Below are 23,436 nucleotides of genomic sequence, written 5' to 3'. Positions count from 1 at the left end.
GGGCTCAGGCGGTGTACGGGATCTCCTTGCCGCCCTGGACGCAGGTGCCTTGCGCGATCGCGACCGGGAATCGGTACTTCTTCAGGATCGAGCAGTCGGGCAGCGTCTGACCGGCCCAGACCTCTTTCCACGCCCCGCCGACCTTGGCCCACAGCGCGGCGTTGCCGCCACACTGTGGAATGAACAGGCCGCCGGAGGCCCAGCCGCGCGGGTCGACACGAGCGACATGGATCTCGGCCTTCTCGGTGCAGACGTCGTCCTTGCTGGCCTGCTGGCGGGCCAGCTCGGCCCGGATGAACGCGGCGAAGTCGTCGGGTGCGCCGGTGAGCTGGCCGGCGTCCGACGGCTTCGAGACCGTCACCTCGTCATCGCCGTAGTCGACGACGCCCGGCGCGGCAGCGGTCGACCCCGTCGGCGCCGGTGCAGACGTTGCGACGGGTGTCGACGGCACCGAGCCTGAAGGGCTCGACGTCGGGCCGGCTGAGGGGCCGGGCGACCCCGAGCCGCACCCGGCGGCCAGGAGCAGGATCGCGATGGCCGCGGGCAGGGTGCGTCTCATGCCGGTCAGTAGATCACCGGGCGCGGTGCGTCCGGTAGTCGACTACCTGCTGGAAGGTCGGCCTGTTCTGCCAGTCGGTCGGCCGGACGCTCACGACACCGCCGGTCGTGGGCCGGATGTAGTCGATCGACTTGTCATAGGTCAGCGCGGCGGGGTTGCCAACTCCCTGTGCCTGCTGCGCGCGGTCGACGGCTCCGAGCAGCGATGCTCGCAGCGTCGAGCGGCACGTCGTGAGCGATCCGCACAGGGCGTACGCGTACGGGCTCTTGACGCTCGAGCCGTTGATGTCGCGCAGCTCCTTGCTGATGTAGCCATACCAGGGTGAGCCGAGCCACGACGAGCCTCCGCCAGCCCTCGGATGGTCGTCGAGGGGCTGTGGCAGCTCTCGGGGAAGGGTCGTGCCCAGGCTCGCCGTCGCGAAGTCGTAGGCCAGCGCGTTGTCGCCGTCCTCCCACCACGTGTCGAAGATGCGGATCGCCGCCTGGTGGGCGTAGGAGCCGGTGCGGTCGTAGTCGACCCGGTGTGCGCCGTCGGCGAGCCACGCTGACAGCAGCGAGCGGGCCTGCGCGGTCTTGGTGTCGTTGCCGAGCGTCTTGAGCAGGATCGGCAGCAGCTCCTTGGCGCGCACGTCCTCGGTCGCGGCGTCCTCGACGATCCCGACGAGCTGGGCCCGCTTGATCTTCCCCTTCGAGATCGCGTCGGTGATGCGCTTGCTCAGGGCCTGCGAGCGGTGCACCGCTCCGTCGGACCACTTGTCGTCGGCGGCAGCGAAGTCACGCGCGGGCTTGTTGTTCCAGCTCGCAAGATAGCCCGTCGGCGGGTTGACCTGCTGCACGTGTTTGGCGGCGCTGAGCCATCCCTTCGGGTCGTACGTCTTGCCGGCCCAGCGAGGCAGATCGGTATCGGTGCCTGCGGCACGCACCGGCAGACGGCCCGAGGAGAAGAACGCGATGTCCTTGTCGTCGGCATAGAACCAGTTGAACGTGTAGTCGATCGCGTTGGCGGCCTTCTTGAATGTCGTGGCGTCCTTGACGTAGTCGGGGTTGTTGAACCGCGAGAAGCCGAGGATCGAGGCTGCTTCGCGGCCGTAGGTGCTGCGCTCGATGACGACCGCAACCGGGACACCCTTGACCGTCGTGCGGGTCTGCACGATGCCGTGGTTGGTCCGCCACACCTGCATCTTGATCGTCGACGGCGGAGTCGGCGCCGAGATGTTCGGGATAACGGTCTGCTTGTGCTCGTTGTACTGCATCGGCACACAGGCGCCGCCGTCCTTCTTGTACGACGTCGAGGTCACGGTCGGCTTGCTCCCGTCGGCGTTGCAGAGCTTCTCGATCACGGTGTCGATGTTGTCGCTGCCCGAGCTGGTCGCGGACCAGGCGTAGTCGAGACCGTGGCCGAGCTCCACGACCAGGTTGGTGCCGGCGAACGACACGCCCCGGGCGAAGACGCCCGGGCCCATCAAGACCTGCTCGTTGAGGAGCTGGGGGTTGTAGTAGCCGGTCTGTGGTCCGAACACCGTCAAGGGGTGACCCGTCGAGGTCTTGTTGGCGCCGACCAGGAGCGCGTTGCTCATGCCGTTGCTGGAGAACAGGCTGCTCAGGTCGATCGTGCCCGAGGGGGTGTCGATCTGGTCCGGTGTGCCGGTCAGGCCGAGCTTGAGTGCGTCGAGCAGGGTCTGGATCGGGCTCGTGGTGCCGGCGTCGTCGCCCGAGCCGCTGGCCGTGGGACCGTCGAGATCGGGAATCGCGACGCCCGCCTGGCGCGGGTTGAACGCCTTGTTGTCGTACGGGAACGACAGCGTTGACGTCGTGGGCGCTTCCTTGTCGTTCTTGGAGCGCAGGCTGACGAACATCTTGTCGGCCTTGGTGGTGCCGAACTGCTTGACGAGCTTGGCGTAGAACACGCTGTTGGCGTACTCCTGTCCGCCGCCCTTGCCGAAGATGCCGCCGACGAGCGAGGCGACGTAGGTCAGGTCGGCCCGGGTCCACGGCGCCGGCTTCTTCTGCAGGGCCAGATACTCGGCGGGGCAGTTCAGTCCGGTCGGCAGGCCCAGCGGGCACATCTGGTTCTGCGCGGCGTTGATGCCGGCGAGGTAGGCGTCGGCGCCGTCGAGCAGGCGCTGTCCCTCCGCACCGTTTTCGTCGGCGATGATCTCGAGCTGGTCGGCCGCTTCCTTGGGCGTGTAATACGCCGAGCGGACCTGTGCGCGGTCCATCGCGATGTTGCCCGGGGTGCCGCCGACGAACTCCGCGCCGCGGCCCGCGCCGAGGTGGCGCAGGGCGTCCATCAGGAACATCCGGTCCTGGGTGCCGGCGAACCCGGCCCCGAACATCGTGTCGTTGTAGGTCTTGCCGGTGATGAAGGGGACGCCGAAGCTGTCGCGGACGATCGTGACACCGGGCCGTGGCGTCTCAGTGCTGACGACCTTGTCGGGCACGAAGCCGGCCCGCTTGAAGTCCTTGTCGACCACGGCGTCCGTGATCTGGTGGGGGCGGTACCTCGCGAGGTCGTCGTACATCTCGAGCTGGTCGGCGTAGTTGGGCGGCGCGTTCTTGCCGTCGACCGCCTGCAGGCCACCTCCGGTCAGCACCTGTGCGAGCTGGAGGGCGTTGACCGATCCGCGCTGGCCGGCCGGCACGATGTTGCGGACCGATCCGTACGAGTCGGCCGTCGCCGGCGACGGGACCGTCGTCGCGGCGCCCGCGGGGAGCACCGCCGCTCCGACTGCCAACACGCTGAACACGGTGATGACGGCGCTACGACGCACGACGGCTCCTCAGTCTCGATTTGTGTTGCACGTCACAACGATCGAGCAGGAGTCGAAGTTACTCGGGGGTCACCATCATCTGGAGGTCGCGCCGTCGATGGCCTGGCGCAGCAGGTCGGCGTGGCCGTTGTGCCGCGCGTACTCGGAGATCATGTGCACGTGCACCCGGCGCAGGGAGAGCCGATCGCCGTGCCCGTCGTCGACCGCGAGGTCGAAATCGAGATCCGACACGGCGGCGCGGGCGAGACCCTGCTCCTCGACCAGCTGGGCCATGGCGCGCTCGGCATCCGAGGCGTCGATCACGACGAAGTCGGTGTCGTCACGGGCCTCGAAGTTGTGCAGGTGCTCGATGTCCTGTTCGGCGGTCCGCTTGCGGAACCAGATGCGCTCGACCTTGGCCATGTGCCGGACCAGGCCCAGCAGTGACAGGTTGGTCGATGGGATCGGTCGCTCGGCCAGCTGTTCGGCGGTCAACCCCGCGCAGATGTTCAGCAGGGTTGCTCGCTGATAGTCGAGCTCGGCCTCGAGCATCGGACGGTCAGGCCCGGTCAGGGGTCCATCGGTCTCGGTGGGTGTCGGAGAGATCCAGGTCATGGACCGATCGTGCCACGCCGGATCAGTGGGTGGCTGGCCCGATCAAGAGGGTGGCCCACGAGGGGTCCGAGCTGGCGGCGGGGCGGTTGTAGACCGTCTTGGACGCCTGCCGTGCGATCGAGTTCTCGACGTTGCAGTCGGTGCCGGGCCGCAGCTCGCGGTCGCTGATGACGGCTTCTTCGCGACGAGGCTGGTAGCCGGAGGCCGCGCCGCCGCTGTTGGCGTACGTGCAGGTGGGTGTCAGGTCGGTGAGTGCCAGGCCGAAGCCGGCGTTGTAGTCGCCGGTCCCGGTCGGGTTGAGGACCGAGAACGTCGACTGGACGACGGTCGGGTAGATCACGAAGAGTGTCTGGATGCCGATGAGGTTCTCGGCGATGGGGCGGTTGATGGTCTGCAGGTCGTCGATGATCGAGCCGAGGTCCTCGGAGTTCTCGTCGACGACGGTGCGCAGGGTCTGGGCGCTGTCGCTGCCCTGGTCGAGCAGGCGTCGCAGGTCGGGGTCGGCGTCGACGAGGCTGTCGGACAGCAGGGCAAGGTTCTCGGAGAACGAGCCGATCGCGCTCTCCTTGTCGATCTGGGTCTGCAGGACCGAGTCCGACTCGCGGATCAAGGAGCGTGTGACACCGATGTTGTCATCGGCTGCCTCGATGAACTCCGATGAGGTGTCCAGGATCGTGGCGAGGTCTTCGCCGGTTCCGTCGAAGGCCTGACCCAGCTCGTCGACGACGGTCCGCAGGTTGTCGGTGTCGACCGATGTCACCAGATCATTGACGTCGACCAGCAGTGTCGTGGTGTCGATCGGGATGCGGGTGTCGGCGAGCGCGACCTCCGACCCGTCGGTGAGGTAGGGCTTGCCGGAGGCGCGGGGGCGCAGATCGACGAACTGCTCACCGATCGCCGACTTGGTGGCCACGGCGACCTCGACGTCCGACGGGATGCTCGGTGCATTGTTCTCGATGTCGAGCCGGACCCGGACGCCGGACGGCTCGAACTCCAGCAGGCCGACCCGACCGACCTCGATGCCGCGGTAGGTCACCTGGGCGCCTTCGAAGATTCCCCCGGAGTCGCTGAAGTGGGCGTCAACGGCATAGGTCCGATCGACGACCAGGCGGTCGATCTGGGCGTAGCGGCCACCCACAAACGCCCCGCCGAGGACCGTGACGGCCAGGAAGACGAGCAGCTGGATCTTGGTCTGCCGGGTGATCACGTGCTGGTCCCGACGGCATGGATCATACCGAGAGTATGTCCTGCGCGCCCCGACAGCAGCAAGCGGGCACGCGCCGCTGTGACGCAGGTCATGGCCCCGATGGACTCGAGGGATCTCGGCTCAGACCGGTGACGACTCCGCCATCGTGCGCGCGGCGCGAGCCAGCATCGACCGCACGACGACCGGGTGGACCCAGCGGACCAGCGCCCAGTAGGCACGCCCTCGACGATTGTGCACCTGGACGATCGTGCTCAGCACCACCCGGGTGGGCTCGAACAGCACGGACGCTCGGAAGCCGAGGTGATCCTGGTCGATGCCGAGGAGTACCTCGTCGCTGCTGCGGGCGACCGGGTCGAAGGCGTGGCTCCCGCCACGCTGCATCCCGACGGCCCGGACCAGGACTTCGCGCACGCCGAGCAGGGCGACGACCCACGACGGCGGCGAGTGGAAGATCGCAGCAGCCCAGTCCTGCGGATCTCCGGGCGGCCGGCCGGGGAAGGGAACGGCGTACGCGTCGGACCAGTCGACGCGGGGGAGGGCGCCTGTCAGGAGTGGCGACTTCGGCGTGGCGACGGCGTGCACGCGATGGGTTTCGGGTCTCATGACTACCTCCATACGCTACCGTATGGCGCGTGCCCATACGGTAGCGTATGGCCATGGTCGGTGGGAAGGGCGAGTCGTTCACGGCGGGGGACTGGACTGCTGCCGCACTCGACGCGATCGCTCGTGGCGGGCTCGCTGCTGTTGCCATCGAGCCTCTCGCGAAGCACCTAGGGACCACGAAGGGCAGCTTCTACTGGCACTTCGCCGACCGGAACGCCCTTGTCGTCGCAGCACTCGCAAGCTGGGAGGAGCGGGACACCGAGCTCGTGATCGCCGCCATCGAACGGGGCGACGATCCGACCGAACGGCTCCGCAACCTGCTCGAGCTCGTGTTCGGCGCAGTGCAGATCGGTGTGCAACCGGGCGCTGGATCAGTCGAGCTCGCCCTTCAGGCCAACGCTTCTGACCCGTTGGTCTCGGCATCGCTAGGCCGGGTCACCTCGCGACGTCTGGCCTACCTCACCCGGCTCTTCGCCGAGGCCGGCATGTCGCCGGCCCGTGCCCGTGGCCGCAGCCTGCTCGCCTACACGGCGTTTCTCGGCCATGCGCAGCTCGCACACGCGACGCCGGAGGCGCTGCCCGTCGGCCGGGCATTCGACACGCACGTGCGGCACGTCGTCGAAGCGTTGGTCCGCGCCGACGACTGAGGCCGCCCACGTCGACCACCCGCGTGCCTCGTGTTTCGAGCCCGAGCATCCGTCGCCCGGATCCACGGCATGTGCCGACCGACACTTCGATCGGGTCGACCGAGTCCACAAGCCACCCGTGGACACCTTCACAAATCCCCGCAGTTTCGGCAGTATCGACTCAAGTGCTCTAGGGGAAAGGTCCATCGGGGGATGGAGTCTCAGACGTCGGCATTGTCCGACCGCGTGCGTGACCTGGTGCGTCAGCGCCGGATCGATCCGCGCTCGGATGCCGACTCGGTGCGCCAGGCGGCGATCGATGTCATTGCCGAGCACGAGTCCCGCAGCCTGACCGGCGCGGTCCGCTCGCTCGACGAGCCGGAGATCGTGATCGGTCAGATCGTGGCCGAGGTGTCAGGGTTCGGAGCCCTGCAGGCCTACCTGGACGACGACTCGGTCGAAGAGATCTGGATCAACGACCCGTCGCGGGTATTCATCGCACGCGACGGCCGGCACGAGCTGACCGCGTTGATCCTGACCACGGAGCAGGTTCGCGAGCTGGTCGAGCGGATGCTGAGCTCATCGGGGCGCCGGCTCGACATCAGTCAGCCTTTCGTGGACGCGATGCTGCCCGGTGGTCACCGGCTGCACGTCGTGCTGGATGGGATCTCACGGAATTTCGCGGCAGTCAACATCCGCAAGTTTGTTGCGCGTGCCCACTCGCTCGACGACCTCGTGACCCTGGGCACCTTGAATGTGCGCGGTGCTGCATTCCTCCACGCGAGCGTCGCGGCGGGGCTCAACATTGTGGTGTCGGGTGGAACTCAGGCCGGCAAGACCACGCTGCTCAACTGCCTCGCCGCCTCGATCCCGGGCGCCCAGCGTCTGGTCTCGGTCGAGGAGGTCTTCGAGCTTCAGTGCGGACACCCCGACTGGGTCGCGATGCAGACCCGGCAGGCCGGTCTGGAAGGTACGGGTGAGATCTCGTTGCGCGTCCTGGTCAAGGAGGCGCTGCGCATGCGGCCGTCGCGGATCATCGTCGGCGAGGTGCGGGCCGCAGAGTGTCTTGACATGCTGCTCGCGTTGAACGCGGGGCTTCCCGGCATGGCCAGCATCCACGCCAGTTCGGCGCGCCAGGCGCTGGTCAAGCTCTGCACGTTGCCGCTGCTGGCGGGGGACAACATCGGTTCGCGGTTCGTCGTGCCGACCGTCGCCACGTCGGTCGACCTCGTCGTGCACACCGGCATCGCGCCGGACGGGTCGCGCGCGGTCCGGGAGATCGTGGCCGTGACAGGGCGGGTCGAGAATGACCTGATCGAGTGTGAGCCGGTCTTCGTGCGGCGGTCCGGAGAGCTCGAGCGCGCCCACGGCACGCCGCTGCGGCGCGAGGCCTTTGACCAGGTCGGCATCGACCTCGACGAGGTGCTGGGAGTGGGCCGATGGGCGCCCTGATCGGCCTGATGGTGGGGACTGGCCTGCTCCTGATCGGGTGGGCGTTGAACGAGCCAGCCTGGCAGCCGGCGCGTCGGACCCGCTCAACCGGAAGGCTTGAGGATCTCCTGGCTCGTTCCGGGGTCGAAGGTGTATCGCCTCCGCAGGTTGTCGCACTGTGTGTGGCGGCATTCGCGGTGTTCGGGTTCATTCTCACCGCGATCTCCGGCGTGACCGCGATCGGGGGAATCTTTGGGCTGATGGCGGGAGCCTTCCCGATCGCGGTGCTCCGCGGGCGGGCCCAACGACGGGCACGAGATCACGCGGCGCTGTGGCCTGATGCGGTCGACAATCTCTCCTCCGCCGTACGCGCGGGGCTCTCGCTGCCCGAGGCGCTGATGCAGCTGGGAGAGCGTGGGCCCGTCGGCCTCCGGCCGCCATTCACGCAGTTCGGCCGCGACTATCAGGCGTCGGGTCGCTTCCACGACTCGCTCGACCAGCTCAAGGCGCGGCTTGCGGATCCGGTGGGCGACCGTGTCGTCGAGGCGCTGCGGATCGCGCGGGAGGTTGGTGGGGGAGACCTGGGCCGGGTGCTGAGATCTCTTTCCGGATTCCTCCGCGACGACCTGCGCACGCGCGGCGAGCTCGAGTCGCGCCAGTCGTGGACCGTCAACGGGGCGCGGCTTGCCGTCGCGGCGCCATGGGTCGTGCTGCTGTTCATGTGCCTGCAGCCCGACGTGATCCACCGTTTCGCGACACCGGCCGGCGGGATCGTCTTGGCCGGTGGCGCGGTGCTCTGTGTCGTTGCGTACCGGCTGATGATGTGGATCGGTCGTCTGCCGGACGAGAAGCGGATCCTGGCATGACTGGCGCGATGATCGGGTTCCTGTTCTCGTCCGGACTGCTGTTGGTGATCTCCGGCTGGGCTCGCACGAGGAGGCCGTCGTTGGAGCAGCGGTTGGCGCCCTACGTCCGCGACGTCCACCCGTACGTCCTGCCACGTGCGCATGGCGCCGGCGTCGCGGGTGCGGTGTTCGGTCCGTCGATCCGCCGGACGAGCGAGGCAATCGGTGACCTGCTGGGTGGCTCTGCCAGCGTCAGTCGCCGGCTCGTGCGGCTGGGATCCACCACGACCCTCGAGGACTTCCGCATCCGGCAGGTGATGTGGGGTGGAACAGGTCTGGCAATCGCCACCGCGGCATCTGCGCTCCTGTGGACCGAACGGGGCACGCAGGTCCCGGTGCTCCTGGTCTTTTGTTCGCTCGGGTTCGTCGGGGGAGTGCTGGCCTGCGACAGCAACCTTTCCAGCCGCGTCGCAGCGCACGAGCGGGAGCTGCAGGCAGAGTTCCCGGTCGTCGCGGACCTCTTGGCGCTGGCAGTCGCGGCCGGTGAGAGTCCGGTCTCGGGGCTTGAACGGATCATGGCGGTCTGCCACGGTGCGCTCTCGGACGAGCTGGCTCGCGTCGTTGCCGACATCCACACCGGCACCCCGATGGCCCAGGCCTTCGATGCTCTCGCCGCGCGCACCGGCGTCACGAGCATCGCGAGGTTTGCTGAGGGGCTCGCGATCGCGGTCGAGCGTGGGACTCCGTTGGTGGACGTGCTGCACTCCCAGGCCGCGGATGTGCGCGAAGCGGCTCGACGCGAGCTCATCGAGGCTGGCGGCCGCAAGGAAGTGGCCATGATGTTTCCGGTCGTCTTCCTGATCCTCCCGATCACGGTCATCTTTGCATTTTTTCCCGGCTACATCGGGCTTCATCTGACTTCAGGGACCTAGGAAAGGACAGGACATGAGGCATTGGATCTCCCACCGAGACGACGAGCGGGGTGATGTGCCCGGCTGGGTCATGATCACGGTCATGAGCGCCGGGCTGGTCGCGATCCTGACCGCGGTCGCGGGCCCCCAGCTGCGTCAGATGCTGACCCAGGCGCTGTCGGCGGTCGGCGGCTGAGTCGTGCGCGCTGCGTCAGCCCACTCGCGCGATCGTGGGTCTGCGGTCGTCGACTTCGTGCTGATCATGGTCCTGCTCCTGCCGCTCGTGCTGGGCATCGCCCAGGTTGCGCTCGTCCTCCACGTCCGTAACACCGTGGCCGCGGCGGCCTCGGAAGGGGCGCGTGCAGCAGCCCCCCTGGGCGCCACGCCTGCTGACGGGGCCCAGCGGGCGAGGCGGTTGATCGCCGAGGCGTTGGCCGACCGCTATGCCGACGACGTCACGGCGGCGCTCGCTGGGGTCGGCGGCGTCCCGGGGGTCGAAGTTGTGGTCAGGACCCGGGTGCCGGCGCTGGGCCTGTTCGGTCCGTCGGTGCCGGTCACCGTCCGGGGTCACGCGGTGCGTGAGGTGGAACCGTGAACCGGGAGTCCGACGGGACCGCGACCATCGAGTTCATCTGGCTCTCGCTGCTCCTGTTGGTGCCGTTCGTCTACGTCCTCGTCGCGGTGTTCGACACCCAACGCGCGTCGTACGGCGTCTCGACCGCCAGCCGGGCCGCGGCCAGGGCGTTTCTCCAAGCCCCGGACGTCGCGTCGGGGGAGCGGCGCGCCCGGCTGGCGGCCCGCGTCGCGCTGGATGATCAGGGCCTCACCGGAGCGAACGTCCGGATCAGCTGCCTCCCGACCCCAGCAGATTGCCTCCGGCCGGGCTCGTCGGTGCGGATCGTGGTGCGCACGACCCGGCCACTGCCACTGACACCGAGCGCACTGGGCCCGCAGCTCGGCGGGATCACGGTCGACAGCACCCACACGGAGCCCTACGGCAGCTTCCGGGCCGAGCGGTGAGGCGTGAGGACGGAACGATCACGGTGATGACGATCGGGTTCTTCGTGTTTCTCGGGCTTCTCGCCGTGGTCGTGGTCAATGCCTCGGCAGCGTTCCTGCAGAGGCAGCAGCTCGACAACGTTGCAGACGGTGCGGCGCTCGCGGCAGCCGACGGCCTGAGTCGGGAGGCGTTCTACCGGAGCGGAGAGGTCCGGCTCGACGACTCCGAGGCGCGCCGGCTGGTCGGACGCTACGTGACCGGCGAAGGCATCAGGGTCGTCGAGATCAGCACGGAGGGCGACCAGGTCCACGTACGCCTCGAACGCACGATCGGTCTGCCACTGACCCCGCCGGGCTGGACCTCACGCACCACGATCGTGGCCGATGCCACCGCGCAGCTCAGACGAGCGGATTGAACGGATCGAACTGCGTGAGAGCCTGCTGCTCCAGCCCGGACCAGCCAGGTTCAACCGGCTGCGGAAGGGTGCAGATCGAGATAAATAAACGGTGGTGAATCCCCATCGAGGGGAGTAGCGTCAAAAGATCCAAGTCGCACGGGGGCGCTTCACGGGAGTGGGGAGCGATGCCATCAACACTGGAAGTCCAATTCGGTCCGAAGACTGCCTTGACCGATGCGACGAGGGCGGACCAACGCCTGGTCGCGCGCGTCGACTACACACGTGAGGTCCCGGCCGGAGCCGAGTCGCGCGAGCCGCAGGAAGTCGCCGGCAGCGTCACGGCAGACCTGGACCTGGAAGGGACAGCGACCTTCCGCCTGACCGACGGGGTGCCGGAGAGCGCAGCATCGGCGCACGTCGAGACGGCTCAGGGCGTGGAGCTCGTCACCGAGAAGCTGACGTTTCCGGTCAAGGACGCCGCGGACAAGGCTCCGGTACGTCTGGCCGCGACGGTCTTCCGCGGCAGCGCGCGGGTCGAGCCGCTGCCGACGGCTCAGCTGACCCGGACGGGCAGATTCACCAGATTCTCCGACACGCTGCCTGACTTCACCCAGCACCGGCTGTACGTCGCGCCCGTGCGACCTCACACGATCGGCTCGCGCAACAATCCGCAGACCTCGGCTGCCCGGGCTCTGCTTGGTCTGGCCGGTGCGGGCGACGTCGAGGACTTCGAGGTCATGGATCTCGACCCCGCGACGGCGAGCGCGGCCGATGCCAATGCGCTCGGGCTGCGCGACGGAACCGTGCGCGGTGACGGGACCTTCGACTTCGCGCTGCCGGTCAGTGGCGATGAGGTCGGGTGGCTGTGGATGCTGCTCGGACCGGCCTCATGGATCGGCTACCAGGTGGACCCTGCCAGCCTCGCCGAGAGTGCCGCGACCATCATCCTGCCGCCACCTGCGAGCGGCGCCGAAGGCTCCGACGACGGTGGATACCTGGCAGGTTCCGGCTCGGGGTCGCCCCCGATGAACTTCGACGAGGGTCAGGCGGTCAACAATCCGGACCAGTTCGCAGACGACCCGGGCTCGAGCTGCTCGCCGTTCTCCAATCCGCAGCGTGTCCTGGGGGAGCGCCCCTTCTTCACGGTGCTGCGGGTTGACCAGCCAGAGATCGGCGGTGCGGGGTCGCTCGTGATCTCCCGCCCCATCATTTTGGACCTCGCGCCGTCGGTGCGAGCCAGTGCGCTCAAGGCTTCCTTCTTCTCCGACGCGGGGGCCGTTCTGGCACGGGACTCGCTGACCGAGGCGCCCACGGTGGACCCGCGGGTCAACCGCAGTCTGCGGATGGCGATCGGGTCGGGCGACGATGTCGGCAACAACCGGGAGGTGCGATCTCTTGCGAACGCCGCGCTGCTCGGACCCCAGTCCGCGTACTGGCGCGGCTGGCTGCAGTCACGACTGACTCAGCGTGCGCCGGTGTCACCGCGCCATCCCATCGAGTGGGAGGGCGATCCCACGCTCTACCAGGCCGGCAGCGTCGCGGGCGGGCACATCCTGGAGCATCGAGTGCAGTGGCGGTCCAACGGGTATTCGCTCGGGGACGTCGCCCACACCCTGACCCTGGCACCCCGACAGACTCGGCGGATCTCGAAGGTCTCGTGGCGACGGCAGGAGCGCTCGACGCGCCGTGAGACGACGCAGGTCTCCGACGAGGTGAATCAGACCACCCTGCGTGACCGCGACTACAACGACGCGGTGCAGTCGAGCCTGGACGAGTGGAGCAAGGGCGGCTCGAAGTCCTCGACGACGGGTGTCGCGGGCGGGATCGGCTTTGCGTTGGGTCCCGTCGTGATCGGCGGCGGCGCTGCGCACGGATCGGCGTCCTCGAGCAGCTGGCAGACCGGTGGGCGGCGCGTGGCGGCCGCAGAGCAGCAACAGTTGCGGGATGCGATCCGCCAGTTCGCCGACTCCGTCCGACGCCTCGAGAGCACCGTCGTGACCGAGATGTCGCAGGAGGAAGAGGTCGAGGGGATCTCCGAGACCGTGCGCAACATCAACTACTGCCATGCGCTGACAGTTCTCTACCACGAAATTCTCCGGCACTACCGGGTCGATACCGCCCTGGCCGGGGTCAGGGAGTGTCTGTTCGTGCCCTTCTCGGTGTCGCCCTTCGACGTCAACAAGGCGCTGAAGTGGCGCGACAAACTGCGCTCGGGAATGCTCGCCAGGCACCTGCGCTGGGCGCTCGACCATCTCGACGAGGTCGCCAACGCCTGGGTCGACTCCGACATCCCGGCGGGCCGGCGCAGCCTCCACCCGATCAACTACGTGACGGGATCGGCGTACATCCAGCTCTCCATCGAGCGCCCCCGCGACCGGGAGGAGGAAGATGCGATCGAGAAGGCCCGCGAGGACTGGAACAAGATCGCCCGGTTGCTCGGCATCCCAGCCAGCGCGGTGATCGCGAGGATGGAAAGTCCCAACATCGATCGGGACGCCTACTTCCAGCGCGAGATCGCACCGACCATGGCTGCGAAGTGGGCCGATCGACTGCGGTTCGGCGTCGGCGCAAATCCCACCTTCTACGCCGCGGACTTCACCCTGGCGTAGTCCTATCGGTTCGGCGGGACCGTGCGGGTCGACTTCACGGTCCCGGTCGACGGGAAGTTCAACCGTGAGGCGCTCCAGAGGGTTCGGCTGCTGGCGCAGGACTGGCTGCCGGTCGGCTCGGTCGCCAACCTGACCCGGCTCGAGCTCCGCTACTACACGAATCACTTCGACTCGACGGTCCGGTCGGCGCAGGCCGCCAACGATCTGAACAAGCCGGACACCGGCGCGGTTGATCCGGCCGGGGCGGAGGCGATCATCCCCTTGACCGACTGGGAGCGCCAAGATCTGCGCCGGGTCATCGAGGACGCCGTGGACCAGCTGATCGTGCACCTCAATGCCAACGCGATCCACTATCACAAGGTGATCTGGTGGCAGATGGATCGCGATGAGCTGTTCATGCTCCTCGACGGTTTCACCGCTCCCTACGGCAGGCGGCTGGAGAATGGGAAGTGGGTCGAGGACACCGGCCGCTCGATCGCTTCGGTGGTGGAACGGGAACCGCTCGGGGTGCTGGGCAACTCCCTGGTCTTCCGCGTGGCAGGTGGTGTCTTTCTCGGCATCGACGGGCATCAGAGTCCAGCAGCCCTGGATCGCTACTACCACGACGGTGAGGTCCGTCCCCAGCCCTTGCGGGTCAGCCTGCCCACGGACGGGCTCTACGCCCAAGCGCTGATGGATGCCTGCGAGGCATGTGAGGAGCACTTCGGAAGCACCGACTGGGTGCTCACGAACAAGGAACCGGAGCTCGAGGCGCTGGCCGACCAGCTGGGCAGCCGTCGGGCGTCGCCCGAGGGGACGACCCCGTCGGAGATGCCCGGCACCCTGATCAATCTTCAGAACGCCCCTGCCGCGCCCGACCCGACGGGTCTGGCCGATGTGCTCCGATCCGTCGGGAACGCGGAGGCGTTCCGCGACATGGCCGGGCTGGCCGGCACCCAGGCCAATGCGATGGGTGCGCTGACCCAGGCCTCGTCGCTCGCCTCGAGCTTCGGCCAGATGGCCGTGGACTTCCAGAAGTCCAAGCAGGGCACGGCGGACGCCAAGCAAAAGCTCAGCAACATCAAGAAGGCCAAGAACGAGGGGCTTATCGACGAGGGCGAGGCCAAGAAGCAGTCGACCTCGGCACTCAACGAGCAGAACATGTCGACGGGTGCCACGCCGCTCACCGAGATCGACTCGGTCGACCGGGCCCTGAAGCAGGCCGGCTCCAGCGGGCAACCGTTCCAGCTGACGCGTGAGGGCCAGCAGGGTTCCGAGTCGGTGCAGGTGGGTCCGTTCGCCTCGGCTGATCTGATGCCCGCGTCGTTCACCCCGGCCTCGTTCACGCCGGGAGGACTCGACAAGAGCGTGACCAAGCTGCCCACCCGGTCGGGCACACAGCCAGCGCAGGCCTGGGAGAGCCTGGCCCCCATCGCACCTCGCGCGCCGGCGACCTGCCCAGGAGGTCTGAAGAACCTCGGCACCCTGGCGCTCGTCCACGACGCCGAGCGCAAGATCGACATCCGCGACTACGCGGCGTACTCCAACGCCAACGCGTGGATGCTCGTGCACACCGTGAGCGACCTCATCGAGGGCCTTCGCGCCTACGTCGGGAGCTGTGGCTACCTGACCGGGATCCACATCGAAGCGCACGGCGGCTGGAGTGGACAAGGTGGGTTCCGGCTCGGCGACGACACCGACGGCGATGGGCACGTCGAGGGGAACGAGGCCCTCGACATGGTGTCGAACACGGCGCAGGCCACCGCGTTCGGCACGATCATCAAGAATGCGTTCGGGGCGGGCGGTGCCTCGTTCATCTCGGTCGCTGCATGCGGCTCGTCGGGCAAGAACGACGGGTTCGTCAAGGCGCTGAACGCGTCGGCCGGCACCATCACGATCGGTTCGATCGGCACCTGCCGGTCGGGAGAGAACTTCTGGAGCGGTGCGTGGTGGGAGGCCGACAAGGGCCGGAGCCAGGTCAACGTCGGCGGCGCCGTCAAGACCGACACCCGCGACGAGGGCACCGGCATCTGGAAGCCGTTCTAGGAAGGGATATCGACATGGCAGAGCGAATGACCGACGTGAGCGCGCAGATCATCGGCAAGAACAAGGCAGCTGTGGAGGCACTGCTGGGCAAACCGGTCGAGGTGGGCTACTGGACGACGACGCGTCCTCCCGAGGGTGCCAATGCGGCCGCTGTCACCGCCTTCGAGAAGGAATCGCCGGACGAGATCTGGGTCTACACCAACGGGCGGGTGCACTTCAGCCTGTCCGACGCGGCACTCACCGTCGATGACAAGAGCCGCTTCGATCTCCCCCCGGACAACACCTTGTTGGTGTGAGCGAATGCCGATGCCCGGCCCTCGACGGAGGACCGGGCATCGGGTTGTTCAGGTGTCAGACGTTGCTCGTGCTGCGACGACCGCTGAGCACGAGACCCGTGCCGCCGAGCAGCATCAGCAGGCCGGCGATGCTGCCGAGCATCATGTGCTCCGGCGCACCCGCGTTGGGCAGCACGGCTGTCGTGTAGACCGCCGGCGTCACAGTTGTGGCAGCCGTCGGTGCCGTGGTCGCACCGCACATGCCGCGGCCGCGGACCGTGATCAGCAGATCCGCGAATGACGTGAAGGCCGCCCCGTCGCGGGTGACGCCGTACGTCAGCGCACCCGACCTGGTGGCCGAGAAGGTCAGCAGTCCGCTGTCTTCGTCGATCGTGGCCTCGGTGCAGCGGTTCTGCTTCTCGATCGAGTAGAGCAGCGGCGAGAGCTCGTCGGTCTCGTCGTCGAGCTGCTCGTCGTTGGCTGCGAGGTCGAAGACGTTCTCGTCTCCCGCGTCGACCGTGACCTCGTCGTCGACCGCGCAGGCGAGGTCCGCGCCGTCGCCACCGATGAGCAGGTCATCCCCGGTCCCGCCGCACAGCAGGTCGCTGCCGCCGTTGCCGTAGAGCTCGTCGTCGCCGGCTTCGCCGTGGAGGGTGTCGTTGCCGCCATTGGTCTGGCCACAGTAGACAAGGAAGAAGTTGCACATGTCGTCACCGTCGCCAAAGATGACGTCGTTGCCGCTGCCTCCGTAGAGCACGTCGTCACCGCCGTTGACGGTCCCGCAGAAGATCAAGAAGCAGATCGCTGCTCCGTCACCCTGGATGACGTCGTCGCCCGCGCCACCGTTGATGGTGTCGTTGCCGCCGTTGACGGTGCCGCCGAGGGATGCGTCGCCGTCTCCGGTCAGGTCGTCGTCATCGTCGTCGCCGTTGATGGTGTCGTCGCCGCCGTTGACGGTGCCGCCGAGGGACGCGTCGCCGTCGCCGGTGACCTCGTCCTCGGCGTTGCCGCCGTTGATGGTGTCGTCGCCGCCGTTGACGGTGCCGCCGAGGGACGCGTCGCCGTCGCCGGTGACCTGGTCGTCGCCGTCACCGGCGTCGATGGTGTCAGGCCCGGTCGTGCCGGTGATGGAGTCATCGCCGGGGCTGCCGGGGATGTCGTCTGCGTGCGCAGACAGCGGCGCGAACATGACCACGGCGGCGGTCATGGCCGCGGCAAGGCGCGCCAAAGTTCGGTTCGATTTCATGGGAGCTCCTGGGAGTTGGGAGTTTCAGGCGGGGAGTGGCTTGTCCAAGTTGCCAGATAGGCGCGTTATCCGCGGGTGAACGCAGATATTTTTCCGATTTTCCCGGCCGGCTGTGGCAGGGAGTCAGGCAGCCGCCTCCAGCGCATCGGCCAGGACCTGCGCCGACGCGGGTCGGCGATCGGCCGATGGATCAAGACAGGCCGCGATCAGCTCGGCCTCCGAGCCCGTGACGTCATCGCTGATCACCGGATGCGAGGTGAGCACCTTGCGTACCGCCAGCAGGGGGTCGTTGCCTGGCATCGATCCGTAGATCCCGACGCCGGCCAGGGCCCAGTGCAATGACGCGGCAAGGGACCAGATGTCCGTGCTTGCCGTGGCCAAACCGCCCGACAGGAGCGTCGGCTCCATGAACTCGACGGCATCGACGGGCCCCAGCCCGGTCATCGTCTCAGTCGGCTGAAGCGTCTGGACGAGCCCCAGGTCGGAGAGCCGCGCACCGGCCGAGTGCAACAGGATGTTCGCCGGGCTGATGCTGCGGTGCACGAGCCCGGCTTCGTGCAGGGCGTGTGCGCCGCGCGCGGCCTGGGCCACGCCCCGCAAGATCTCCGCGCGTCCGAGCGCGCGCTCGGGGTGACGGAGCGAACCCAGCGCGCAATGCTCCATGGCGTAGAAGAACATGTCGTCCTGCCTGCCTGCGTCCAGCAGGTTCACCAGGAATGGGGACGACGCGCTGGCGAACGCTCGGAGCTCCCTCGTCGCCCGTCGGAGGTTCTCCTCGTTGTTGGCGCCGAACAGGATCTTCACGGTGACGAAGTCGCCGGTGATCCCCAGCCGAGGTGGTGGCTCGGCCAGGTAGAACGCGCCGTGACCGCCTTCGCCGATGGGCCGGACGAAACGGTAGTCGGCGATGCCGTCCATCGACCCTCCTCGGCTCCGGATGGCCAGCATCCCACGCGACCCATCGGTCCATGGCAAATTTTCGCGAACCGGATCCGGACGCGAAATTCCCCGGCATACTTCAAGAACGTGGGTACCGCCGATCAGGTTGGAGTCCTGCATGGAGCCGCACACGACCGCCGAGATCGCCTCTGTCGTCCTGATCGACATTGCCGTCATCGTGACCGTGGCCCGGGTCATGGGCCTGTTGTTCCGACGCCTGGGCCAACCGGCGGTCGTCGCCGAGATCCTGGCAGCGCTGGCGCTCGGCCCGTCACTCCTGGGGACGTTGCCGGGCAACCCCACCGAGGTGATCTTCCCCCAGGACGTGCGGCCCTATCTGACCGTCATCGCGACCCTCGGGCTCGTGATCTTCATGTTCATCGTGGGACTTGAGCTCGATCTCGGCCTGATCCGGGGCAAGGGTCGCACCGCCGCCACGATCTCGATCTCCTCGGTCATCCTTCCCTTCGCCACGGGGGCGGCCCTCGCGCTCTGGCTGTACGGAGCACACGACGAAGGAGGGGTGGAGAAGTTGCCCTTCGTGCTGTTCATCGGAGCATCGATGTCGGTGACGGCGTTTCCGGTCCTGGCCCGCATCCTGACCGAACGCGGGATGCAACGAACCTCGGTCGGTGTCCTCGCGCTGGCCTGCGCCGCCGTCGACGACGTGCTCGCCTGGACGATGCTCGCGGCTGTGCTCGCCGTGGTCCGGGCATCGGGAACTCAGGACCTCGTGATCATGATCGTGGAGGCTCTGGCTTTCGTCGCGACGATGCTGCTGATCGTCAAGCCGATGCTGCGGGGACTGGTCCGCCGTCGCAATGCGGCCGGCCGGCTGACGCCGGACCTCTTCGCGATCGTGCTGGTGGGCGTCCTGGTCTCGAGCTTTCTCACCGACCGGATCGGGATCCATGCGATCTTCGGCGCGTTCCTGTTCGGCGCGATCATGCCTCGCGAAGGCGCCGCCGTCCTCACCCAGGAGATCCTCGAACGCGTCGAACAGCTCACGGTCCTCGTGCTGTTGCCGGTCTTCTTCATCACCACGGGACTCGACGTCAACGTGGGCGATCTCGGCGTGGACGGTGTGATCGAGCTCGGTGCCGTACTTCTCGTCGCCTGCGGCGGAAAGTTCTTCGGTGCGGCCCTCGCCGCGCGGGCGGTGGGGGTTCCCGGCCGGCGAGCGGGCGCGGTCGGCGTCCTGATGAATGCCCGCGGCCTCACCGAGCTTGTCATCCTGACGATCGGCAAGGAGTCCGGCGTCCTGGATGACCGGCTGTTCACCGTCATGGTTCTCATGGCAATCATCACAACCGTGATGACTGAGCCATTGCTACGCCTGTTCTACTCGGACCGGCTGGTCGCACGCGAGATCGCTCTGGCCGAACGAGAGGAGCTGGGGCTCTCGGCCGACTATCGGGTCGTCACGGTCGTCAACGAGTCGCAGCCCGAACAGATGGTCGACCTCGGTGTGGCGCTCCTCGGCGATGAGGCAAGCAGCCAGCTCGTGATCAGTCGGTTCGATCCGCCGGTCCACCAGGTCGAGGTGGGGTCGGGCCTGGCGTCAGAGCTGGCTGCCGTCGCCGCCTCCTTCGAGCACATGCAGGGTCTGGAACGTCGCGCCACCGCCTCGGGGGCCTCGGCCGTGGTCCGGTCACAGTTCTCCGGCGCTGTGTCCGCCGATCTCGACACCCAGGTACGAGCAGCAGACGCCGACGCCGTCGTGATCAGCACCACCGATGCAGATCTGGCCCACGACATGCTCGAGACCGCCGACTGCGCCGTGATCCTTGTCATCGCCGCTGGGCGAGAGGTGGCCGGGTCAGGGCCCGGCCCGGGCGGCGGCCCGGCGTTATCCAGGCAGGTGGCACTCATCCCGCGCACCGGGCCGGACGGGTTGGCCGCCGTCGAGCAGGCCTGCCGGCTCGCCTCACGGCTCGGCTCGACCATCGCCCTGCAGGTCGGGGCCGACCGTCGCGACCGGCATCACGCGAGCGCGATTCGGGACAGGCTCGCCAAGGCAGGCATCCCCATGTCCCAGAGCCCCGAGTCGCCCGAGCTAGGCCGGGCCGAGCGCATCCTCGTCGCGGGATGGTCCGACTGGCGGCGCCGTGGAGACGATCTCACTGATACGCAGGGCTATGAAGCGGTCCTTCTTGTCCGTGCCGCGCTTGGCGACAGCGGTGACAGCCTCACGAAGCTGCTCGACACGAAGGTCCAGGACGCCTAGCTCGCTCAGGATGCCGGGCAGGTGTAGCGGATCTTCTGTTCCGCGCTGAGCGCGCCGGGTTCCAGCACTCGGAGCATCGCCACGCCCTCGAAGGCCTGGGAGCCGGACACCGTGAAGCTCAGCTGCACCGGGAGCCGGCGTTGGCCGTCCTCCACCGCGACGGTGTGGGCCGGAACATCTTTGCCGTCCGGTCGTACCCAGGCGAACGTCACCGAACCGCCCTCGCCATTGGTGCGTATCGAGCCGTCGAAGGTGAAGGCGCCGGCCGGGCACAGCGACTCGCCCGAGCGTGGATCCACAGTCAGGTCCACGGCCTCGACCACCAGTGGCGCTGACCTGCCGATCGATGTCATCGCCAGCACGGCCAACGTGATTGCGACTCCCGCAGCAGCCAGGCCGGCCAGCAACATCTTCAGGCGCCGGCGGGGCCTTCTGCCGGCAGCCAACACAGGGGGAGCTTCCGCTGATCCTGGCGGCTTGGCCCCACGAATCGTCGGATCGCTGGCTCCCACTGGAGCACGTGCGCGTTGTGCGGTGTCCACGGCCGGCCATCTGTCGGCCCGGATACCTGCGAGACCGAGCACGAGCTCGGCCGGCGATGATCTGCTGCTCGGGTCCTTCTCGAGCCCGACCCGCAGGATCGCTGTCGCTGCCACGGGAAAGCCCGAGAGGATCGAGCCGGGGTCCGGGACCTCGAGTCGCCAGTGGGCCGTGATCAGTGAAAGCGCATCCGGGCCCTCGAATGGCCGCGCGCCAGTGAGCATCTCGAACGCCATCACGGCAAAGCTGTAGGCGTCGGAGCGCTCGTCCGGCTCGGAAAGGCCTTGACCGAGCTCCGGCGGGAAGTACGCCGGAGTGCCCATGGCGGGGCCCTCTGCGGTCCGGAAGATCGAAGGATCGTTGGCCATCCGAGCGATCCCGAAGTCACCCAGCTTGGCCCGACCGTCGGGGAGCACGAAGACGTTGGCCGGTTTGACGTCCCGGTGCACGATCCCGTGTCTGGCGGCGGCTGCCAACGCGTCGGCGACATCGCGGAGCACGACGATCGCCTCAGCCGCGGGCATCGGCCCGGACTCCAAGATCTCCGACAGCGGCCGCCCCGGCGCGTACTCCATGACGAGGTGAACATTGCCCTCGGTGCGGCAGAGGTCGTACACGCGCACCACCGACGGTGAGCTCGTCCGGGCGAGGAGCTTCGCTTCCCGTTCGAACCGCTTGAGGCTCTCCTCGTCATTGAGGTAGTAGCCGTGGATGTGTTTGATCGCCACCAGACGGTTGAGGCGCACGTGACGGGCCAGCACCACTTCACCGAAGCCTCCTGCGCCCAAGACCCGGTTGAACTCGTAGCCGGCGGGGAGGTTTCCATTCCCGGCATCCATGCGATCGAGCATAGGAGCATCACCGGTTTTCCATCAGCAGATTGGACTGGTCGTTTTGACGTTTCTGTGACGAATTCCCACTCGTGCCAGTACTTATAGGAATACCTTCGAAGGGACGCAGCACAGGGGCGGCGTCGAGGAGGCGGGCGAACTCATGGAGTCTTCATTTGGTCAGTACGAGGTCCTGCAGCAGGTAGCGGTTGGTTCGACCGGAACCGTCTATCGGGTGCGTCATACCGATCTGGATCGAATAGCCGCCGTCAAGGAGCTGAGCCCAGCCTTGCGGCAGGCCCCGGGCCTGTTGGCCCGCATGCGCACGGAGGCCGAGATCCTGGCCACGCTCGACAGCCCCAACATCGTCACGATCTACGACTACGTCGAGGAGGCCGACCGGGTTTGGATCGCCGAGGAGTGGGTCGACGGTGCGTCCCTCGAGGCGATCCTCAAGCAGGCGGGATCGATGACCCCGGAGCAGTCGGTCGGAGTGATTCGCGGGGCGATGCTCGGCCTGGCCCACGCGCATGAGCACGGTGTCGTGCATCGAGATGTCTCGCCCACCAACATCCTTGCCGACACCGGTGGCACCTCCATGCTGGTCGACTTCGGCCTGGCTGCCCCGATCGGAGCATCAGATGCCCTGGGCACACCCGCCTACCTGAGTCCAGAAGCTGCCTCGTCGAGCCCGGTGTCCACGTCGAGTGACGTCTACTCGGCGGCCGCCGTGCTCTTCGCCCTGCTTGCGGGACACCCGCCCTTCACCGGCTCGGACGTCGCGACGCTTCTGCGTCAACACCGCGAGGACACCGCTCCGACACTCGACGGGCACGGGGCCGACCTGCAGGATCTATTGGCCAGATCGCTGGCCAAGGACCCGTCGGTCCGGCCGGTGGACGCGGCCGCCTTCCTTGCTGAGCTCGAGACCGCCGCCGAGCGGCGATTTGGTGCCGGCTGGCTGGCCCGGGCGTCCATCACCGGTCTCGTCGCGAGTGCGATCGCCGCGAGCGCGACGGGCGTAGCCGCGGTGGGGGGTGGTGCGGCAGCGACCACGATCATCGACACGGCTGCTGCGGTGTCCAACCCGGTCACTGCGACGACGGCCGGGTCCCACGCGGCCACGGCTGCCACCAAGGTCGCCACGAGCTCCGGTCGCAAGTTCTTGGGCCTCGGCCGTGCGCAGGGAGTGGCCGCGGCAGTCGCCGCTGCCGTCGTGGTGGCGGGCGTTGTCTTCGCGGGAAGCGCCATCGCCGACCAGCGGCGGGAGAACAAGGTCAAAGAGCAGGCCGCCGCCGCTCTTGCCAAGGCCAAGGCCATCGAGGACAAGAAGGAGGCCGCGGAAAAGGCCTTCGCCGACGCGGCCCCTGATGGAGCCTGGAGCCTGAAGTCGACGATCGTGACGACAAAGTTCAGCGGCGAGAAGGCAGGCGACACGAGCACGGTGACGTGGACGTTCGCCTCGGACTGCGCCGCCCTGACCTGCGCGGGATCCATCACATCCAGCTCGGGAAACACGTTCGGGTACACGTGGGACGGTGCGGCTTTGCAGATCGCCTCCAAGACTGAGTCTGCCGAGGAGAAATGCATCGCCTACGCGACGGGTGAGGAAATACCGGGCAGCTCGGTCCACGCCGAGTTCGTCAACACATACTCGCCGTGGACCTCATCGACCTCAGCCACGCCGCCAACGGAGTTGGCGGGAACCAGCACGCTCGTCAAGACCTTCTCGGACTACGTCAATTGTGACAAGACGAAGCCGATCAAGAGGACAACGAACTACGAGCTGACCAAGAAGTGAG

21 protein-coding genes are annotated in these 23,436 nt (G+C 67.7%); 13 read left to right on the top strand and 8 right to left on the bottom strand.

From position 1 onward, the window contains the following. Positions 1 to 4: 4 nt before the first annotated feature. The 5 genes from C6I20_RS11210 to C6I20_RS11190 all read right to left on the bottom strand — a co-directional run bounded on the left by C6I20_RS11210 (position 5) and on the right by C6I20_RS11190 (position 5,733). On the bottom strand, positions 5 to 559 hold the full coding sequence (locus C6I20_RS11210; protein WP_118396040.1) for a hypothetical protein: 555 nt from the start codon (positions 557 to 559) through the stop codon (positions 5 to 7). A 13-nt stretch (positions 560 to 572) separates the two neighbouring features. Beyond that, positions 573 to 3,329, bottom strand: a complete 2,757-nt coding sequence (locus C6I20_RS11205) for a penicillin acylase family protein (RefSeq protein ID WP_118396039.1) — start codon at positions 3,327 to 3,329, stop codon at positions 573 to 575. Between the two features lie 75 nt (positions 3,330 to 3,404). After that, on the bottom strand, positions 3,405 to 3,923 hold the full coding sequence (locus C6I20_RS11200) for a DinB family protein (RefSeq protein ID WP_118396038.1): 519 nt from the start codon (positions 3,921 to 3,923) through the stop codon (positions 3,405 to 3,407). A gap of 22 nt (positions 3,924 to 3,945) precedes the next feature. Further along, positions 3,946 to 5,130, bottom strand: a complete 1,185-nt coding sequence (locus C6I20_RS11195; protein WP_162891276.1) for an MCE family protein — start codon at positions 5,128 to 5,130, stop codon at positions 3,946 to 3,948. 120 nt (positions 5,131 to 5,250) lie between these two features. Next, positions 5,251 to 5,733 (bottom strand): DUF2867 domain-containing protein, encoded by a 483-nt coding sequence (locus C6I20_RS11190; RefSeq protein ID WP_162891275.1) that lies wholly within the window; start codon positions 5,731 to 5,733, stop codon positions 5,251 to 5,253. A 53-nt stretch (positions 5,734 to 5,786) separates the two neighbouring features. Between C6I20_RS11190 and C6I20_RS11185 the strand changes: the two genes are divergently transcribed. The 11 genes from C6I20_RS11185 to C6I20_RS11140 all read left to right on the top strand — a co-directional run bounded on the left by C6I20_RS11185 (position 5,787) and on the right by C6I20_RS11140 (position 15,873). Next, on the top strand, positions 5,787 to 6,380 hold the full coding sequence (locus tag C6I20_RS11185) for a TetR/AcrR family transcriptional regulator (RefSeq protein ID WP_118398845.1): 594 nt from the start codon (positions 5,787 to 5,789) through the stop codon (positions 6,378 to 6,380). A 192-nt stretch (positions 6,381 to 6,572) separates the two neighbouring features. Continuing rightward, positions 6,573 to 7,811 (top strand): CpaF family protein, encoded by a 1,239-nt coding sequence (locus C6I20_RS11180; RefSeq protein ID WP_118396035.1) that lies wholly within the window; start codon positions 6,573 to 6,575, stop codon positions 7,809 to 7,811. Further along, complete coding sequence (locus tag C6I20_RS11175; protein WP_118396034.1) at positions 7,799 to 8,656, top strand: type II secretion system F family protein; 858 nt, start codon at positions 7,799 to 7,801, stop codon at positions 8,654 to 8,656. The genes C6I20_RS11180 and C6I20_RS11175 overlap by 13 nt, the downstream gene beginning before the upstream one ends. After that, the gene (locus tag C6I20_RS11170; RefSeq protein ID WP_118396033.1) at positions 8,653 to 9,567 is read left to right on the top strand and encodes a type II secretion system F family protein; all 915 of its coding nucleotides are present in this window, start codon (positions 8,653 to 8,655) and stop codon (positions 9,565 to 9,567) included. Before C6I20_RS11175 ends, C6I20_RS11170 begins: the two co-directional genes overlap by 4 nt. 13 nt (positions 9,568 to 9,580) lie before the next feature. Then, positions 9,581 to 9,742, top strand: coding sequence for a hypothetical protein (locus C6I20_RS17135; RefSeq protein ID WP_162891274.1), 162 nt, complete (start codon positions 9,581 to 9,583; stop codon positions 9,740 to 9,742). Between the two features lie 3 nt (positions 9,743 to 9,745). After that, entirely contained in the window at positions 9,746 to 10,141 is a 396-nt protein-coding gene (locus tag C6I20_RS11165) for a TadE family protein (protein ID WP_254052120.1), read from the top strand. Continuing rightward, the gene (locus C6I20_RS11160) at positions 10,138 to 10,566 is read left to right on the top strand and encodes a hypothetical protein (protein ID WP_118396032.1); all 429 of its coding nucleotides are present in this window, start codon (positions 10,138 to 10,140) and stop codon (positions 10,564 to 10,566) included. Before C6I20_RS11165 ends, C6I20_RS11160 begins: the two co-directional genes overlap by 4 nt. Continuing rightward, positions 10,563 to 10,961, top strand: coding sequence for a pilus assembly protein TadG-related protein (locus C6I20_RS11155; RefSeq protein WP_371682638.1), 399 nt, complete (start codon positions 10,563 to 10,565; stop codon positions 10,959 to 10,961). Before C6I20_RS11160 ends, C6I20_RS11155 begins: the two co-directional genes overlap by 4 nt. Before the next feature lie 209 nt (positions 10,962 to 11,170). After that, a complete protein-coding gene (locus C6I20_RS11150) occupies positions 11,171 to 13,552 on the top strand; it encodes a hypothetical protein (RefSeq protein WP_118396030.1) in 2,382 nt (793 codons plus the stop codon). A gap of 21 nt (positions 13,553 to 13,573) precedes the next feature. Continuing rightward, entirely contained in the window at positions 13,574 to 15,577 is a 2,004-nt protein-coding gene (locus C6I20_RS11145; RefSeq protein ID WP_118396029.1) for a hypothetical protein, read from the top strand. Positions 15,578 to 15,591: 14 nt separating this feature from the next. Then, entirely contained in the window at positions 15,592 to 15,873 is a 282-nt protein-coding gene (locus tag C6I20_RS11140; protein ID WP_162891273.1) for a hypothetical protein, read from the top strand. Between the two features lie 55 nt (positions 15,874 to 15,928). On the opposite strand, the gene C6I20_RS11135 is transcribed toward C6I20_RS11140, so the two are convergent. Together C6I20_RS11135 and C6I20_RS11130 are read right to left on the bottom strand one after the other, a co-directional pair. Then, the gene (locus C6I20_RS11135; protein WP_118396027.1) at positions 15,929 to 17,098 is read right to left on the bottom strand and encodes a calcium-binding protein; all 1,170 of its coding nucleotides are present in this window, start codon (positions 17,096 to 17,098) and stop codon (positions 15,929 to 15,931) included. Between the two features lie 123 nt (positions 17,099 to 17,221). Further along, the gene (locus C6I20_RS11130) at positions 17,222 to 18,016 is read right to left on the bottom strand and encodes a serine/threonine-protein kinase (RefSeq protein ID WP_162891272.1); all 795 of its coding nucleotides are present in this window, start codon (positions 18,014 to 18,016) and stop codon (positions 17,222 to 17,224) included. A gap of 139 nt (positions 18,017 to 18,155) precedes the next feature. On the opposite strand from C6I20_RS11130, the gene C6I20_RS11125 reads away from it, so the two are divergent. Further along, a complete protein-coding gene (locus C6I20_RS11125) occupies positions 18,156 to 20,264 on the top strand; it encodes a cation:proton antiporter (protein WP_162891271.1) in 2,109 nt (702 codons plus the stop codon). A gap of 5 nt (positions 20,265 to 20,269) precedes the next feature. Here the strand turns inward: C6I20_RS11125 and C6I20_RS11120 are convergent, their stop codons facing one another. Beyond that, the gene (locus tag C6I20_RS11120) at positions 20,270 to 21,643 is read right to left on the bottom strand and encodes a serine/threonine-protein kinase (RefSeq protein WP_162891270.1); all 1,374 of its coding nucleotides are present in this window, start codon (positions 21,641 to 21,643) and stop codon (positions 20,270 to 20,272) included. Positions 21,644 to 21,797: 154 nt separating this feature from the next. Between C6I20_RS11120 and C6I20_RS11115 the strand changes: the two genes are divergently transcribed. Next, positions 21,798 to 23,435, top strand: coding sequence for a serine/threonine-protein kinase (locus tag C6I20_RS11115; protein WP_118396024.1), 1,638 nt, complete (start codon positions 21,798 to 21,800; stop codon positions 23,433 to 23,435). Position 23,436: the final 1 nt, after the last annotated feature.

The organism is Aeromicrobium sp. A1-2 (genome assembly GCF_003443875.1).
GTDB lineage: Bacteria > Actinomycetota > Actinomycetes > Propionibacteriales > Nocardioidaceae > Aeromicrobium.
The sequence above is the reverse complement of the archived record's forward strand: the minus strand, read 5'-3'. Positions and strand labels throughout refer to the sequence as shown.

Excerpts from the sequence above, each read along its gene's own strand:
- C6I20_RS11130 (WP_162891272.1), bottom strand. The coding sequence starts at position 18,016 with ATGGACGGCATCGCCGACTACCGTTTCGTCCGGCCCATCGGCGAAGGC.
- C6I20_RS11115 (WP_118396024.1), top strand. The coding sequence starts at position 21,798 with ATGGAGTCTTCATTTGGTCAGTACGAGGTCCTGCAGCAGGTAGCGGTT.
- C6I20_RS11175 (WP_118396034.1), top strand. The coding sequence starts at position 7,799 with ATGGGCGCCCTGATCGGCCTGATGGTGGGGACTGGCCTGCTCCTGATC.
- C6I20_RS17135 (WP_162891274.1), top strand. The coding sequence starts at position 9,581 with ATGAGGCATTGGATCTCCCACCGAGACGACGAGCGGGGTGATGTGCCC.
- C6I20_RS11170 (WP_118396033.1), top strand. The coding sequence starts at position 8,653 with ATGACTGGCGCGATGATCGGGTTCCTGTTCTCGTCCGGACTGCTGTTG.
- C6I20_RS11180 (WP_118396035.1), top strand. The coding sequence starts at position 6,573 with ATGGAGTCTCAGACGTCGGCATTGTCCGACCGCGTGCGTGACCTGGTG.
- C6I20_RS11140 (WP_162891273.1), top strand. The coding sequence starts at position 15,592 with ATGGCAGAGCGAATGACCGACGTGAGCGCGCAGATCATCGGCAAGAAC.
- C6I20_RS11210 (WP_118396040.1), bottom strand. The coding sequence starts at position 559 with ATGAGACGCACCCTGCCCGCGGCCATCGCGATCCTGCTCCTGGCCGCC.
- C6I20_RS11185 (WP_118398845.1), top strand. The coding sequence starts at position 5,787 with ATGGTCGGTGGGAAGGGCGAGTCGTTCACGGCGGGGGACTGGACTGCT.
- C6I20_RS11200 (WP_118396038.1), bottom strand. The coding sequence starts at position 3,923 with ATGACCTGGATCTCTCCGACACCCACCGAGACCGATGGACCCCTGACC.
- C6I20_RS11125 (WP_162891271.1), top strand. The coding sequence starts at position 18,156 with ATGGAGCCGCACACGACCGCCGAGATCGCCTCTGTCGTCCTGATCGAC.
- C6I20_RS11135 (WP_118396027.1), bottom strand. The coding sequence starts at position 17,098 with ATGAAATCGAACCGAACTTTGGCGCGCCTTGCCGCGGCCATGACCGCC.
- C6I20_RS11190 (WP_162891275.1), bottom strand. The coding sequence starts at position 5,733 with ATGAGACCCGAAACCCATCGCGTGCACGCCGTCGCCACGCCGAAGTCG.
- C6I20_RS11120 (WP_162891270.1), bottom strand. The coding sequence starts at position 21,643 with ATGGATGCCGGGAATGGAAACCTCCCCGCCGGCTACGAGTTCAACCGG.